Genomic DNA, 15,319 nt, shown 5'->3' on the forward strand with positions numbered 1-15,319 from the left:
TCCAGACGATAGTTTGACTCAGTCACTTGACAAAGTCAGAAGGGGCGGCAATGCTCCATTTACGTGAAAAGACAACTAGCAGAGGATTACTCGTGAGCGACGACATCGATTTGACCGACCGGGTGTGCATCATCGGGGCTGGCCCTTCCGGCCTGGTCACGGCACGACAATTGCGGAGCGCCGGCGTGCCGTTCGACGTCTTCGAAAAACATTCCGATGTCGGTGGGATCTGGGACATGGACAACCCCGGAAGCCCGATCTACAGAACCGCCCACTTCATCAGTTCGAGGTACAGCAGCGGCTTCTACGGCTCCCCGATGCCGGAGTCCTATCCGGACTATCCGTCGTGGAAGAACATCAGAGACTACATTCGGCGGTTCGCTGCGGACGAAAAACTCTACGAGCACATCACCTTCAACACTTCAGTAGAACGCACCGAACTGTCGGACGACGGGACATGGACCGTCACGGTAGGAGGGCAGCGGCGCCGGTACAGAGCGCTCGTCGTGGCGACCGGAGTCACGTGGCACGAGAATGTTCCTCACCTTCCCGGGCAAGAAACATTCACCGGCACAATTCTGCATTCCCGTGAGTACGTCGACAGTTCCATTTTCTCGAACAAGAACGTGCTCGTCATCGGCGCTGGAAACTCCGGTGTCGACATCGCGTGCGATGCGGCGGTGAGCGCAGAGAAAGCATTCTTGAGTGTGCGACGCGGCTACCGGTTCATCCCGAAACACATCTTCGGAATGCCTCTGGACGTGTTCTCGAAATCCGGTAGGAAAGCTCCCGCCGGAATCACGCTGCCGGAGAACATGAACGACTTGCTCGACGCTCTCGTGGGCGACGTGACGCGATTCGGACTTCCCGCCCCTGACCATGACGCCATGGCTTCGCATCCCATCGTCAACGATCAGATCATCCACCACTTCAACCATGGCGACATCACCGCAAAAGCGGATGTCGAACGGCTCGACGGTTCGGACGTGGTGTTTCGTGACGGGACCCGCGAGCAGATCGACGTGATTCTGCTGGCCACCGGCTACGACTACAAGATCCCGTTTATCGACGACCACCTGCTCGAGTGGACGAGTGGGCGCCCCCAGCTCTACTTGAACGTCTTCAGCCGCACCATCGACTCGCTGTACGTGGTCGGTTTCATCGAGTTCGCCGACGCTGCCTACAAGCGATTCGAGGAGATGGCTCAATTGGTGGCCATGGATCTCACACTCGTCGGCGACGACAAGCGGGCATTCGCGGAGATGAAGCGCACCGATCGGCCAGATCTGCGCGGGGGCAAGCATTACATCGACTCGCCACGTCACGCCAACTACGTCGATACGCAGTCTTACCAGAAGGTGCTGCGCAGCGTCCGCGAGCGATTCGGCGTGATCGACCTCGCCGGCATCACACAATGACCACCGAACCCGCTACCCCCTGTGAGGCAAGAGCATGAGTTGGTTCACCGTTGCGCGCACCGACCCCGACACTTGTGCCCTCGTGGACGGGCCTCACAGCTACACCTTCGGGGAACTGCGGTCGATCGTCGGGCAGATCTGCGCCGGCTGGGACGAGACGGGTATCGCGCGGGGAGAGACCATCGCCGTGGTGCTGCGTAACCGTTGGGAACTGCTTGCCATCGAATTGGCCGCGTTGAGCACCGCGCGCTACATCCTGCCGATCAATCACCACCTCACTGTCGACGAGATCGCCTACATACTCGGCGACGCCGAGCCGGCGCTGGTGGTGACCAGCAACGAATTTCTGACTGGAGTCGACGCCGCCGCAGACATAGCTGGGGTGTCCGGCGCGACCCGAGTTGTCACAGTCGATGCCGGAGAACGCGCTTGGACTCAGACATGGACCGACCGGCCGGACCGAGATCCAGCAGACCGGCGTGCGGGCTCGCTGATCTTCTACAGCTCGGGTACGACGGGCCGTCCGAAAGGAATTCGGCGACCGCTGACCGGAACGACACCGGAGGAGGAAAGCGCGAAGTCCCGCGTTGCGTGGTCGCCGATGCGGCTCGACCGCGGGCCAGGGGTGCACGTGGTGATCGCGCCGCTCTACCACGCCGCCCCCAACGGGATGGTCATCGGCGCACTCGCACGCGGCGTCACCGTCGTCATCGCGCCAGGACAGCGTTTCGATGCTGCACAGTTCCTCGACTTCGCCGGAACCGTCGGGATGACCGAATCGTTCTTGGTTCCCACCATGTTCTCGCGGCTACTCAACCTTCCCCCAGAACAACGCCACCGATTCGATACGAGCACAGTACGGCGTGTGATTCACGCAGGCGCACCCTGCTCTATCGCAGTGAAACAACAAATGATCGACTGGTGGGGATCAGTTTTGTCGGAGTTCTACGGATCCACCGAATGCTCGGTGACGACCACCACGACGAGCGAAGAATGGCTGGACGCGCCGGGAACCGTCGGCCGCGCCCGCCCCGGATACGACATCGACATTTGCGACGACGAGGGCAACCCGGTACCTCCCGGGTGCGAGGGACTGATCCGTGTCGCCGGCAGTCCAGAATTCGACTACATCGGCGACTGGGCCAAAACCCAACAAACCCGGTCGAACGGCAAAGTGGTGCTCGGAGACATCGGCAGACTCGACGAACACGGCCGTCTGTTCATCCTCGACCGCCGAAGTGATCTGATATTGAGCGGAGGCGTCAACATATATCCAGCCGAGATCGAACTGGCGCTGCAAAACCATCCAGAGGTTCAGGACGTCGTCGTCATCGGCTTGCCCGACCACGAATGGGGACAACGCGTCGTGGCACTGATCCAACCGGCCGACAGCGCTGACCCCGGGCGACTCGCTCAGGCAGTCGAGTCCTACGCGCGCGACGTGCTCGCCGGCTACAAAAGACCGCGCGAATACCGGATCACAGCCGCCATCCCCCGAATGCCCACAGGCAAAATCAATCGCACCCAAATCCGGGAACAGATGTTGAACGCTTGATTCCATCCCTCGGTCGAACGGTCTTTGGCGACGGACCCGAGAACAGTGGCCTTCGCCGCCGATTCCGATCAGCGAGCGCCAGCCTCCCACCTGAATGAACGAGCGAGATCCAGCGGCTAATTGTCGGCGGAGGATTGGTTCGAGCCGAAGAACAACGCACATCGCCAGGCAGTAGTCGATAGAACTTTCCTTGGTACCTACGAACTACAGCTCGATACAAGACCGCTTCCCGGTAAACGTGCCGTCGGCGCCCACCTCGCCGCACACGAAGCCTGTGGCAAATTTTCAAACCCACTCGACGACAGGATTTTCCATGCTTGAAGGACGAACAGCTGTCATCACCGGTGCCGCACAGGGTCTCGGTCTCGCCATCGCCACCACCTTCGCCGAGCACGGTGCCCGCATCGTCATCGGCGACCTCGACGAGACCAAAGCGAAGGAGGCCGCCGAAGCTCTGCCGACCGACGCCATTGGAGTCCGGTGCGACGTCACCTCGTCGACGGACGTACAAGGCCTGCTCGACGCAGCACTGTCGGCGTTCGAGTCGGTTGACGTCATGGTCAATAACGCCGGTATCACCCGTGATGCGACGATGCGGAAGATGACAGTCGATCAGTTCGACCAGGTCATCGACGTACACCTCCGTGGATGTTGGAACGGAACCCGAATGGCCGCTGCCATCATGCGAGACAACGGTGGGGGATCGATCGTCAACCTGTCCTCGATCTCCGGCAAAGTCGGCTTCATCGGCCAAACCAACTACTCCGCCGCGAAAGCAGGCATCGTCGGATTGTCCAAAGCTGCGGCAAAAGAGGTCGCACATCACGGGGTGCGCGTCAACGTAATTCAACCGGGTTTGATCCGGACCGCAATGACAGAAGCAATGCCTCAAAAGGTATGGGATGCAAAGCTACCCGAGATTCCCATGCGGCGCGCAGGGGAGCCGAAGGAAGTCGCGTCGGTCGCACTGTTCTACGCATCCGACCTGTCATCGTACATGACCGGCTCGGTCGCCGAAGTCACCGGCGGCCGCTACATGTGAACAAAACGCGTGCCGACGCTCTTACCACTTGTTGTGAAAAGAAAGAGCTGACGGTTTCGAACGCCCTCGAAATCGCCGGATCCAATAAGCCAGTGGTAGCCGCGGAGACGGTCTCACGAATCATGTATTGACGAGGAGCAGTCCCTCGCCTGTCAGAGGTTGAGGCGCACCCCAATCATCAACCAGAAGCGCACAAATGGAGACGTTCGACAATCTCCTCGGAAGTCAAGGTTTTTAACACCGACCATCAATTAAATAAATTCAAGGAGAGCCTGTGTCTAAAATCAACTACGGGCGTACTACACATAGCTACAGCGAGACACTTGTAGTGTTTCATATTGGAATGACCCCTAACCGATGGTGGCGTCCAGACCTCTGGCTTCCAGCCTTTTTGGCGATGCCACCGATGGTGAAGGAACTCAGCGCAGATCCAGATTCGGGATTGCTAGGTTACGAAATGCTGTTCAACCGGAATGGCCCATATGTGGTTCAGTACTGGTCGTCGGTGGAGAAGTTGTACGAGTACGCTTCCGCAACATCGCAACATCATCGGCCCGCGTGGAGTAAATTCAACCGGACTGCTCAGAAATCGCCCGGCGCGGTAGGCGTCTGGCATGAGACATTCGTCGTGGAGCGAGCGGAGAGCATGTTCGTCGATACGCGCACAATGGGGCTACCGAAGGCAACTCAGCTTATAAAAGTTGGGGCGCAGAATGCACGCGCACAAACTCGACTCGCCAACGGACGTGTTTCTTCTAGTTGAAGTCCAGAACAAATAGAAAATATAAACCAGAGCAGTATCAACATGCCGCATCGTCGCGCATATATTCTACAGTTTCGGTAAAACCTGCCTGTGACACTATCTATAAAATCAGCAAGCCTACACATAAAATATATATCTCAATAAGCGCGTCGACAATCTTATCGAATACCCTTTTTGTCGTACAGGCCAACAATTTTAAAACTAAAAGTATTATCAAGTTACATAAGGAGACACCCATGACGGGCCATCATTTCGACCAGATATACATCGGGGGCGCGTGGGTGGACCCAGTCGGCGGCGACAAAATACCCGTAGTCAATCCTGCCACCGAAAGTACGATCGGCGCAGTCCCAGCGGGAACAGTCGACGATGTCAACGCTGCAGTTGATGCCGCCAAGTCATCATTTCCCTCGTGGTGGCGCACGCCGGTCGAGATTAGAGCGGGATATTTGCGTGCCGTCGCTGAAAAATTAACGGCGCGGAGGGACGAAATTGCGCTTCTGATCTCGTCTGAAATGGGCTCGCCTGTCCGTTTCTCCTCAGACGTTCAAGTCAGCTTACCTGTCAACAGTTTCTTGGAAGCTGCAAGCGTTGCTGAGTCTTTTGAATGGGAAGCAGAGCGCGGCAACTCGATAATTGTGCGTGAGCCTGTCGGAGTTGTTGGCGCCATCACGCCTTGGAACTACCCGCTGCATCAGATCGCTGGAAAAGTCGCATACGCGCTCGCCGCAGGAAATACAATTGTTGTAAAGCCTAGTGAGGAATCCCCGCTCAATGCCTGGGTACTGGCAGAGATAATGGATGAGGTGGGGGTACCGCCTGGCGTCTTCAATTTGGTGAGTGGAACAGGTCTGGTGGTCGGCGAAGCATTGGCTTCCCATCCAGATGTTGAGCTTGTCACTTTCACGGGATCGACCCGGGCGGGAATACGTGTAGGGGAACTTGCGGCGAAGACCATCAAGCGCGTCACTCTCGAATTGGGAGGTAAAAGCGCTAACCTCATTCTGCCTGGCACCGACCTGAGCGTTGCAATTCCTCACGCGATTGATTGGGCCTTCATCAACTCAGGACAAACATGCCTGGCTTTGACCCGCCTGCTGGTACATCGCGATGATCTTCGCGATGTAGAATTAGCTGCGTCTGCACTTGCATCGAAGCTTTCCGTGGGCGCCCCTGATGCACCATCGACAGATCTCGGTCCACTGGTTTCCGAGGTACAGATGCAGCGGGTCCGTAAATACATCGAGGACGGTATCCGTGATGGCGCGCGGCTGATAGCAGGCGGTAGCGATCGTTTAGCTGATCTGCCGATCGGTTATTACGTGAGGCCGACTATCCTTTCGGATGTCACTCCGAATATGTCAGTCTTCCGTGAAGAAATATTTGGTCCGGTTCTCTCCATCGTCCCGTACGATTCTATAGATGAGGGCGTTCGCATAGCGAACAATAGCATGTACGGTCTCGCAGGGTCTGTTTGGTCCAACAACTCACAGACCGCTCGTGAGATCGCTAACCAGATTCGGACCGGACAGATCATGATCAACGGTGGGGAATTCAACCCCAATGCGCCATTCGGTGGCTACAAACAGTCAGGTATTGGACGCGAGTTCGGACCCGAAGGATTGTCCGAATTCCTGGAGATCAAATCATTTCAGTACTGAACCGCATTTAGCGCAACGGGGCTTTAACAAGAAACGAAGGACCGCAGAGAGATCAGGTGAGATCGGTGTCCGGTAGCGTCCGGTCGAATTCCCAGGTAAGTAAACCTAGATCTTGAGCCGGTCCAGTCTGGCGGAAAGGATGCGTCGCTGCTCTCAAAGGTCGATTCGGAGGTCTGTGCGATGGTCTTGCGGTTTGCGGCGGTGGCCAAGCAGGTTGGTTTCGATCGGACGATAGCGCGTCGCGGGGCGATTACCGAACCGCCGCCTCTCTGCCCCGCAGGATGAACGCGACCAGCGGCGAGGGGGATGAGACATCGATCGACGGGATTGACCGAGCAGAGATCTCCACCACGACGTGGTCATCATGAACATCAATGGCAAGGCCAGGACCCAACACGGTGCTACCGGATCCGCGGGCACTGCTCGGCGGCGCGCCGTGTTGCTCTCGCAAGCCGACAAGGACCTGCTCGTAGCCATATTCGAGCTGGAAAACCCACCAATTTACCCGGGAGATGCTGTGACCCATTCGATCGCACCAACATGACGCCTAGGAACTTTGACCGGCCCATCTCGCATGCTTCCACCGCTGTTGCACATCCGTCCATGCGAGCGTGGCTACAGCCAATGTTTATCGCTTTGCTGACCGCAGCCGCGTTCATCGGTATATATGTCGGCCTCCAGCGCGATCCCATTCCTCGCAACATACCTGTGGCAGTCATCGGAGACGATCTGGCGAGGCAGGTGTCCGCGGCATTGGGCGATGCCGTCGCGGTGACGACTGTGTCCGACATCGAGGCAGGGCGCAATTTGATTGCTGGGCGTGACGCGGTTGCAGTTCTTTACAGAACCTCGTCGACTGTTCTATTTCTCGCTGTCGCCGGGGCGAATGGACCTTCCACGGTCGGGGCACTCGAAAAGTTGATCGGTGTGTACGGGCGTTCGAGCGGATCGGAGGTGATCACCACGGACGTCAACCCGCTGACTCGATACGACAGCCGGGGTGTTGTGGGCTTCTACGTTGCGTTCGGGGTGAGCCTGGCGTCTTTCATCCTGGCGCAGATGCTGCCGACGTCCACTGCGTTCGTACATTCGCGACACCGCCTGGTCGCGACCGTAGTGTTCGCAGCGGCAGTCGGATTGATGGCGTCATTGCTTGCGGGACCAATCCTCGGTGCGCTGCCGGGAAGCGTTGTATCCCTGTCAATCACGCTGGCATTGCTTTCCGCGGCAACGGCTCTAGCCACGATGGCTCTGGGTGCTGTTTTCGGCGCGATGGGTGTTCCGATCGCAACGCTGCTGTTGATCACTGTCGGGAACTCGACTAGTGGCGCGACGGTCGGGGCTAATCTGCTGCCCGATGTGGCGCGGTTGCTCTCCGAGATGCTGCCACCAGGGGCGGCCATCAGCGCTATTACTGACGTCAGTTATTTTGGTGGCGCACATCGGTGGGCTGGATGGTCGGTACTGATTTCCTGGATCGTCTTTGCTAGCGGACTCATCGTATTCAAGAACCGTCGCCTCTCGGTTGCCAGCACCCACGAACATGCAGCTAGCTGAAACGCCTGCCGCGCGGTAATCCGTTCAAAATTTGAGCACACAAGGGACGGGTGTTCGCCCGCGGGCTGCCAGATCTTCGTCGTTCGCGAAGAGCAGTCGTCCGTCGTCGAATGCGATCACCCATCGATGTACCGGAGCCCAGTCCCGCCCCACCGAACTGCGGTCGATGACCTTGTCCTCGATCACCACACCCGTGCATGCCACGCTGCCATCGGCATCACCGTGATTCGCATTCGCGAACCCCGCGGTCATGTCGTCGCTTTCACGTTTTCGTCGGCCATCTACCTGATCCGGGAATAGCAACTTTATGGCTACCGTGATGGACCTTAGCTTTCGCCGCTACGGGCGGAGCTGGATGGGGTCTGGTGGATGCCGTTATCTCCCCTGGAGCTGTTACCGAATGCCACTGCGGGACAAGGTTCTGTCGGTGCACCTTCTTACAGTCGGTTCGGGTAACAGTCCGGATCGAGTGTCAGGAGCAGGCGATGGCGTTCATCAACGATGCTCCATCGCCGCTGCCCGGCATGCCCGACAACACTCGTGCGCCACCGGCGTTCCAGATGACGTTGATCGGGCAGCCCCAACTGGTACGCATTCCCGAACGTCTGTGGCGTTCTTGGCTCGACGATTTTGCTGTCGTTTCCCGGTTCGAATCCAAACGCTACCGACGCCGCCAGGATCAGTGCTGGCCCTGGATCGGCGGGGTGTCATCGACCGGGCATGGTTCTTTCCGGGCGGCGAGCCTGCCCGGGCCGTCGCGGCGTGGGACCGTGCCGGCGCATTTGTTCGCATACCAGCTCGAATACGGCGTCATCTCGCGGTTGGGCTGGTCTAACACCGACGACGCGGTGCTGTGCCATCAATGCGACTTCGCCGGCTGCACCAACCCGGCACATATGCAGTTGGGAACCAATCGCAGCAACCGCAGCGAATACGAGCTTCGGCGACGCAACATCGCCAGTCCACTCGCCGACGTCCGCGGGCCCGCGGGTCGCACTCGCGCCATCGCCGCCGCGATCCGTACCGGGATCGAACAAAACGTAGGAGTCGACTGCATCGAAGAGCACATCGCTGTGGCCGAGGCTGCAGGACGTCCGCTTTCTCTCTGGTAGCGACGCTGCCAGACGATGCTGACGATCAGTGTGGACGTATTTCGTTGTTGGGCAGCGCATTTCATCGATAGAATGACATAATCTAAGTTATCGGCAATCCGAGGGGGCTCTGTACCGCACGCAGAACTCGACGAATGCGCGGGCAGGGTTTTCACTCCACCGGGTAGGGATGCCAACCATGTTGACGCCATCGCCTGGTCCGCCGAGCCTTCTTCAGCTCCGCGACACTGGTTCCGACGTAGCGGGTTTCCAGTTCCGAATCCGCCGGGCCGGAGAACCGCCACGCTCCGCCCTGCCCGCTCTGTTCCCAACTCGAAGCCCGATACACCGCTCGGACGATGTCTGCGGCAACGAAGAAAATCGGAACATTCGCTGTGTTGCGAATAACCGGGCCGGCGTGCCACCAGCCTCGACCTTCTTCGTAAACCTGCTCTGTGGAGTTTTGCGGGTTCAGTGCCGCGTTGACAATGAGAACAACGAACGGCCGTTCGATCTCCGGTGCCGCAGTCGCGGCGTAACGCCTGATCAGTTCCGGTAGCGGGATCACGCCCCACTCTGTGGTGGTGTGACCGCCCGCGATGTTTGCCAACACTGCCGTACCCGTCGGCACTTCTATCAGGCGGAGCGCATCGATCAAGGTTTGCTCGATGGCGTATGCGCTCTTGTCGGCGCTCGCTTCGGGCTCGATCCGGTGCCGCAGGACGACGTGTTCGACTGTTTTACCCGACTGATAGATATCTCGAATGCGTTGGTTCTTTGCCGATTTCACTGCGGGGGCTTCGCGTTCGATTCCGTCTTCGACGAGGTCAGCGGCTCCCATTGCGGACCAGACGTGACTGTAGACGCGATCTCCGAATCCTTTGCCGACGTAGAAGATGGAGCGATCTCGTGGATCGATCAGGGCGTAGACGTAGACACCGAGCTTTTCGGTGACTCCCGGCGCCATTCTCGGCGGTAACACGTGCTCGCCGACGACCTGCTGGGTATGGAGTTGGTCCAGGACCCCTGCTCGGAGAACCGATGAAATACCAAAGCCGCCTCCGTCGTCGAACAGTACCTCCGATGCCGCCTCCGCGGTGGTGAAAACGCGGCCCGCGTGATCTTCGAGATGTCGCAGCACTGAACGCAACTCGGCCCATCGCATCACTGGATCAGGATTGACTCCGTCGATCTCGAGGGTGATGAAGTCAGCGGCAAGTCGCGAATCGCGAAACTCGCGAGCGGAGTTGTCCGTCACTGTCCATACTGTCGGCATCAGTGAACAGTACTCACCGGTCCCGACGAATTTTCAGGTGTGGTCCGGGCATCGCAGCTCAGGCAGTACGGTCCACCCGCTCGCGGTGAGCCACTGCTGCACCGGATCCGGCAAGGCGCCACTGCGTGCGGTCTGTGCGAAATCGCCGGCGAGGATTGGGCCGTCACCGCACACCGTGCATGCGACGTCGAACGCCGGCGGCCCCGGCTCGCACTGATGGCAATGCGATCGGGCGATCACCGAACCAGGATCGGCCGGATTGTCGGTATGAGGATGCAGCCAGATCACGGCCAGGTCGCCGCGTTGATGGGCTGCTTCGGCTCTTGTGCTCGGCTCGTACCCGCAGGACGGGCAGATCCGCGACGTTCGCGCCGGCGCAACAGGGACCGCAGCTACCGTGCTCACCGGATCAGTCGGCGCACTCGCCACGGGTGTGCGCTTGTTCAGGTGTCCGTAGACAGTAGTGCGGGGAACATTCAACATCGTCGCGATCTGTGCGACCGTCTTCTCCCCCGCGTCGTAGAGCTGCTGGGCGAGTGCGATTTGATCTTCGGTGAGCTTCGGCGGACGGCCGCCCTTTCTGCCACGTGCCCGCGCAGCTGCCAAGCCGTCCCGAGTGTTCGCCACGATCAACTCACGTTGGAGTTCCGCGAGGACGGAGAGCATCCCGAACATCGCTCGCCCTTCCGCTGTGGCGGTGTCGATGCCCTGCTCGAGAACCTTCAAGCCGATCCCCCGCTCGCGCAACTCTGCGCCGAGGGTGATCAGATGCAACACCGAACGCCCCAACCGATCCAGCCGAGTGATCACCAACGTGTCACCGTCCCGCATCCGGGCCAGCACCGCATCGAGTTGCGGCCGTGAGGCTTTCGCACCGCCCGCGTGGTCGGTGTGTATGTTTGCGGCGTCGATCCCAGCACGCGTCAGGGCGTCGATCTGGTGGGCGGGGTTCTGATCTGCGCTCGACACTCTGGCGTAACCGAACAACATCTGTCGAAAACTACCCTTCTTTAGGGGTTTCCGTCAGGTTTGGAGTCGTCAGCATCTGCCGGGATCAGGCGTGGGAGCGCGAATTCAGAAACTCGTCGGTGTACCGGAACAAGCGCTCTCTGAAGTATCTCACCATTATGAATTTCGGGGATACGCCAACTCCAGCCGCGGTTCACAGCAGCGGAGGAGCCACCGACGATCCTTCGTATATCTTCGCCATCGCGTCGTTGTACGACGACTTGTGATCGGCGTAGACGATCCGGGAGCGGGCAATGGAACTTTCCGCTGTGGAACCGACTGCCGTGTAGAGCGTTTCGAGGTAGTAGCCGAAACCGTCGACAGATTCGCGGATGTCGTTCACCGCGTTCTCGAGATGGTCCGGCAGGTCCCTGCCTTCGAGGATCGCGATGTAGGAGTCCATCGTGCTCGCAAACGCCTGCTTGTAGCCGACGATGTCGAGAACTGATGCGCGGCCGGCACCGACATCTTCTCCGAAAACCAGGGCTTCGTCGATGGCAGCTTTCGCCAGTCGTGTCGCGGGATCGACCTTGCCGACATAAATTTTGGCGTCTGCCAGGCGTTGCTCCGCATCCTTGCGTTCCTTCTCCGCAGCTCTGCGCGCGGATTCGGCATTCCTACGCTCGATGTCTGCGTCGCGCTCACGTATTTCGGCCAGGACGGGTGAATCCTCAGGAAGAATTTCCCGGATTCCCTCGTCTTCCGGTTTCGCGATCTTCAAGGTGACGGTGTCTTTCTGGTCCATCCGATCCCCCGCCGGCGGGACCTGTTCGACCACCACCCAGTTGGCGTCCATCAGGGGCTGACGGTCCGATATCGCGTCGATATCCTCGAATTCCTTGAAACCCGCGTCTTTGAGCACATTGTGGGCGTCGTCGAGTCGAATACCTGCCACCTTCGGCACTTCGACCGGATCACTCCCACATGCCACCAACGCGAAAGAAAATGCGAGTCCGGATATCAGGGCTGTGGTGGTGCGCTTCGTCGGCATTTATACCTGTCTTGGTCAGCGGGAAGATTCGGGATCTGTTTTTCGAAGGATGATGGCTTCTCGGACATTGCATCATGCGGCAAACCCGCCCACTGTATCGCTCGATATTCCATTTCACTCAGCAATGTCTGAGCGCTCGAACGAAGAGAAACTCGCTGCGGTGACCAGAATTCGGATACTCACTGCATGCTCGGACGCTGTTATCTGGACCTACTCGGTAGGCGGAGAACACGCCCACGCCTTTGGGTGACCCACCCGGCTGGTCGTCAGTACCGGCTGGGTGGGTCGAGTGCGCCCAACTCTGGGGGGCCGGGCACACGATCGGGAGCGGCTCACCTGGAGCCGTGTGACATCTCGGCGAACCCTATCCATCACGGTCTCGAGCAGAGGTGGCGCGGAGGGAAATGTAGCGCACACGATTCCACTGACCTGCAACCACCCGGCGTGTTTCGACCGCCATGTCCTTCCCGTGATGTGCGGCGGATCTAAGCTCAACTCGACAACCACGGCCTCAACCTCTCGGGAGCAGCGATGAGTCCCAGACCCACCTGGCTCCACACCCGATCCACCGAATTCCGGGCCGCTCTGCTCGATCTCGGGCTCACGATCACCGACACCGAAGCCCGCACAATCCTCGACGACAAACTCACCGAATACGCGACCCTGATGAGAGTCACCCGCCAGACCGCACAGCGAGACTTCACCGACGAACGCCTCCTCGCGTTCGCACAGTCCCTCGCAGTGTCACTCTCCGACGAAGCCCCCGGCGCCGACCTGATCGAATTCGAGCGCAGCATCTCCATGCCCGTCGCTGCCGTCGGCCTGACCACCGCGGCGCTGGCTGAAGCGTTGAAAGTCGCGCACATCAACCTCGACGACAAAGAAGCTGTCGCCGGCCTGTCCTTGCTCTCGACTCTCGGCATGATCACCGCCGATGCGAACGACTCCGTCGTCCCGACCCCACGCCCGCTGCTCTTGCGGATCGCCCGCTACCTCGACGGCGCCGCGGCATCCATCACCGACGGTGCGAACCTGCCCGACGGACTCGACGACACCCACAGACAGCAATTCGCGGACATCCTCGCCCAGGACGCCGACGGAATCCGGGCGCTCGCCAACACCGAAGACGGCGACCCCCCGAGCCTGTGGCGCACCCCCAACCCACGCTGACCACCGGCGCAGCGAAAACGCAGTCCTCGCGGAAAAAACAGTCCTCGCGCCAAAACCTGCGGGCGGCTCGCCCGCCGATAGACCAGAGGTGGCTACCGGCGGAGCGTTCGCCATACCCGTTGGGGACCGGGTGATGCCGCCCCCGAAAATTTACGTGGCACCCACCCCAGTTACCAGTCTTCGCACAGTTACAGCTACTTGAGCATTGAACTACTGAGGAGTACCTCGCCGCCTGCAGGTGAACCGGTACCGAGTTAGTCCATCGCGCCCATGGGTGCGCCTTCACTTACCTCCCACGCACCGACCGCCCAGCAATGACGCAGTAACATCACACACTGGTGGTGCGCTGCTTTCCGCCTCGGTTCCAGCGCACCACGCACCACCCGATACCACCGCGCAGGCAGTCGCCCTTTTCACTCGGCCTGCATGATCCACACGTGCAGGAGCTACCCGTGGCCTCCCCCGACGAGCGTCTAACCGCCAAACTCGAGCAACTCCCCATCAGCGACGACGCCCCCATGTGTTCGCTCCTGCGCAGGACGCTGCTCAAACACGCGCAACAGGGCAGCGACATCACCGAACCGACCGTGCTCGGACTGCTCGCCATCACCGGCGTCCTCGAAGAACGACTCACCAGGCTCGAAGCCGTAATCCAGCCCTCCCCCACACCATGACGGCACCACCGCCTCGCATCGACCGACGAAAGTGCGTCCGAAAATTTCTCGGAGCGAGGTCAGAAATTGCCGTTATCCTCGGCTGCATCCTCTTCGCCCTCGTCATCGTCTGTGGGCAGCCTGAAAGAAATTTCTCTGTCGAAAAGACAAGGTCTGTGGGTTATTCGACATAGATTGTTCTCGACACCTCAACCTCAGTACGAGCTGGGGGTATACGTGCTTCACAGAAGTGTCGAATACCGATCTTTTCCGACGGATTAGTGCGCAAAAAATATTGGGCACCCGAGGGAAACTATCATCGCCTTCCATCCCGACTAGAGCATTAGAGATTACGCAACGAATTGCCTCAGGATACAAGGGAGTAGTTAATAATTCCCGTTAAGAAATTTACCGGTTCACAAAAATCCCAGAACCCTATCAAGGATCTGCAAATTATGGTCAAATAGATCTACAGATTCGGTGAATGTATCTATACCGTATTGACCGAAGATCTCAAAATTTATCGCACCGAACATAGACGCCCAGGCGAATACACCACGCGAAATAACCAAATCCGTAGCAGAAATTCTCATATCGGCACGAATTCGTTCGAAATCCGCGGCCAGGCTTGGGGTCAACTGCGGTCCATTGCTCGGGTTCATGGCGCCTGCGGCGAATGCACGATCATATATCCCCACGAGCACGGTGATTACGCGAGTTCCCGGACTAGTAGTCTGATCGGCTGGCGCGCCATACCCAGGTACTGGACTGCCGAACAACAATGCGTATCGTGCGGGTTCACACAACGCCCAGTCTCGCACCGCATGTCCGACAGCGTGAAACTGCGCACGGTAGTCATCGGCTTTGACCTCATCTACACTGGTTTCGACCGACTTGCCGAGCTCATTGTATGCGTCTACAACCAGGAGCGTTAGCAGCTCGTCGCGATTCTTTACATATCTGTAGACAGCAGATGATCCGAAGCCCACCTCACGGGCAACCGCACGTAGCGACAGTGCAGCTGCTCCATGGATAGCGAGCTGCTCGCGTCCGATACGGGTAATTTCTTGCAGCGTGCGTGTGCGCGCACGCTCACGGGGAGTGCTTGTCATATATACCTACCATATATATAGA

Annotated in this window: 14 protein-coding genes; 9 read left to right on the top strand and 5 right to left on the bottom strand. The window is 58.9% G+C overall.

Annotated elements, in window-relative coordinates:
- The first annotated feature begins 92 nt into the window (after positions 1–92).
- The 6 genes from H351_RS28945 (at position 93) to H351_RS28970 (ending at position 7,996) form a co-directional block, all read left to right on the top strand.
- Positions 93–1,418 carry a flavin-containing monooxygenase gene (locus H351_RS28945; RefSeq protein WP_244891514.1) on the top strand — a complete coding sequence of 442 codons (1,326 nt, stop codon included), beginning with the start codon at positions 93–95 and terminating at the stop codon, positions 1,416–1,418.
- Positions 1,419–1,452: 34 nt separating this feature from the next.
- A complete protein-coding gene (locus tag H351_RS28950; RefSeq protein ID WP_029257075.1) occupies positions 1,453–2,973 on the top strand; it encodes an AMP-binding protein in 1,521 nt (506 codons plus the stop codon).
- Positions 2,974–3,286: 313 nt separating this feature from the next.
- A complete protein-coding gene (gene fabG, locus H351_RS28955; RefSeq protein WP_029257074.1) occupies positions 3,287–4,015 on the top strand; it encodes a 3-oxoacyl-ACP reductase FabG in 729 nt (242 codons plus the stop codon).
- 274 nt (positions 4,016–4,289) lie between these two features.
- Positions 4,290–4,778, top strand: a complete 489-nt coding sequence (locus tag H351_RS31640) for a DUF4188 domain-containing protein (protein WP_081051209.1) — start codon at positions 4,290–4,292, stop codon at positions 4,776–4,778.
- A 236-nt stretch (positions 4,779–5,014) separates the two neighbouring features.
- Positions 5,015–6,439: an aldehyde dehydrogenase family protein gene (locus H351_RS28960; RefSeq protein WP_029257073.1), complete on the top strand. Its 1,425-nt coding sequence runs from the start codon at positions 5,015–5,017 to the stop codon at positions 6,437–6,439.
- 624 nt (positions 6,440–7,063) lie between these two features.
- Positions 7,064–7,996, top strand: a complete 933-nt coding sequence (locus H351_RS28970; RefSeq protein ID WP_029257071.1) for a hypothetical protein — start codon at positions 7,064–7,066, stop codon at positions 7,994–7,996.
- A 24-nt stretch (positions 7,997–8,020) separates the two neighbouring features.
- On the opposite strand, the gene H351_RS28975 is transcribed toward H351_RS28970, so the two are convergent.
- Positions 8,021–8,248, bottom strand: coding sequence for a hypothetical protein (locus tag H351_RS28975; protein WP_037121473.1), 228 nt, complete (start codon positions 8,246–8,248; stop codon positions 8,021–8,023).
- A gap of 233 nt (positions 8,249–8,481) precedes the next feature.
- On the opposite strand from H351_RS28975, the gene H351_RS28980 reads away from it, so the two are divergent.
- Complete coding sequence (locus H351_RS28980) at positions 8,482–9,108, top strand: hypothetical protein (protein ID WP_029257070.1); 627 nt, start codon at positions 8,482–8,484, stop codon at positions 9,106–9,108.
- Between the two features lie 151 nt (positions 9,109–9,259).
- Here H351_RS28980 and H351_RS28985 read toward each other — a convergent pair whose 3' ends face one another.
- From H351_RS28985 to H351_RS28995, 3 genes are all read right to left on the bottom strand, one after another.
- Positions 9,260–10,363: a GIY-YIG nuclease family protein gene (locus H351_RS28985; RefSeq protein ID WP_051636621.1), complete on the bottom strand. Its 1,104-nt coding sequence runs from the start codon at positions 10,361–10,363 to the stop codon at positions 9,260–9,262.
- A 33-nt stretch (positions 10,364–10,396) separates the two neighbouring features.
- Positions 10,397–11,353: a recombinase family protein gene (locus H351_RS28990; RefSeq protein ID WP_029257068.1), complete on the bottom strand. Its 957-nt coding sequence runs from the start codon at positions 11,351–11,353 to the stop codon at positions 10,397–10,399.
- 172 nt (positions 11,354–11,525) lie between these two features.
- Complete coding sequence (locus H351_RS28995) at positions 11,526–12,362, bottom strand: PASTA domain-containing protein (protein WP_029257067.1); 837 nt, start codon at positions 12,360–12,362, stop codon at positions 11,526–11,528.
- A 531-nt stretch (positions 12,363–12,893) separates the two neighbouring features.
- Between H351_RS28995 and H351_RS29000 the strand changes: the two genes are divergently transcribed.
- Positions 12,894–13,532, top strand: a complete 639-nt coding sequence (locus H351_RS29000; protein WP_029257066.1) for a hypothetical protein — start codon at positions 12,894–12,896, stop codon at positions 13,530–13,532.
- 452 nt (positions 13,533–13,984) lie between these two features.
- The gene (locus H351_RS29005; protein WP_029257065.1) at positions 13,985–14,206 is read left to right on the top strand and encodes a hypothetical protein; all 222 of its coding nucleotides are present in this window, start codon (positions 13,985–13,987) and stop codon (positions 14,204–14,206) included.
- Positions 14,207–14,601: 395 nt separating this feature from the next.
- On the opposite strand, the gene H351_RS29010 is transcribed toward H351_RS29005, so the two are convergent.
- Entirely contained in the window at positions 14,602–15,297 is a 696-nt protein-coding gene (locus H351_RS29010) for a TetR/AcrR family transcriptional regulator (RefSeq protein WP_029257064.1), read from the bottom strand.
- Positions 15,298–15,319 lie beyond the last annotated feature (22 nt).

This window comes from Rhodococcus erythropolis R138 (assembly GCF_000696675.2).
GTDB lineage: Bacteria > Actinomycetota > Actinomycetes > Mycobacteriales > Mycobacteriaceae > Rhodococcus_F > Rhodococcus_F erythropolis.

Bases quoted from the DNA above. Each gene is read 5' to 3' on its own strand.
- H351_RS28950 (WP_029257075.1), top strand. From the start codon at position 1,453: ATGAGTTGGTTCACCGTTGCGCGCACCGACCCCGACACTTGTGCCCTC.
- fabG (WP_029257074.1), top strand. From the start codon at position 3,287: ATGCTTGAAGGACGAACAGCTGTCATCACCGGTGCCGCACAGGGTCTC.
- H351_RS28960 (WP_029257073.1), top strand. From the start codon at position 5,015: ATGACGGGCCATCATTTCGACCAGATATACATCGGGGGCGCGTGGGTG.
- H351_RS28970 (WP_029257071.1), top strand. From the start codon at position 7,064: ATGTTTATCGCTTTGCTGACCGCAGCCGCGTTCATCGGTATATATGTC.
- H351_RS28975 (WP_037121473.1), bottom strand. From the start codon at position 8,248: ATGACCGCGGGGTTCGCGAATGCGAATCACGGTGATGCCGATGGCAGC.
- H351_RS28980 (WP_029257070.1), top strand. From the start codon at position 8,482: ATGGCGTTCATCAACGATGCTCCATCGCCGCTGCCCGGCATGCCCGAC.
- H351_RS28985 (WP_051636621.1), bottom strand. From the start codon at position 10,363: ATGCCGACAGTATGGACAGTGACGGACAACTCCGCTCGCGAGTTTCGC.
- H351_RS28990 (WP_029257068.1), bottom strand. From the start codon at position 11,353: ATGTTGTTCGGTTACGCCAGAGTGTCGAGCGCAGATCAGAACCCCGCC.
- H351_RS28995 (WP_029257067.1), bottom strand. From the start codon at position 12,362: ATGCCGACGAAGCGCACCACCACAGCCCTGATATCCGGACTCGCATTT.
- H351_RS29000 (WP_029257066.1), top strand. From the start codon at position 12,894: ATGAGTCCCAGACCCACCTGGCTCCACACCCGATCCACCGAATTCCGG.
- H351_RS29010 (WP_029257064.1), bottom strand. From the start codon at position 15,297: ATGACAAGCACTCCCCGTGAGCGTGCGCGCACACGCACGCTGCAAGAA.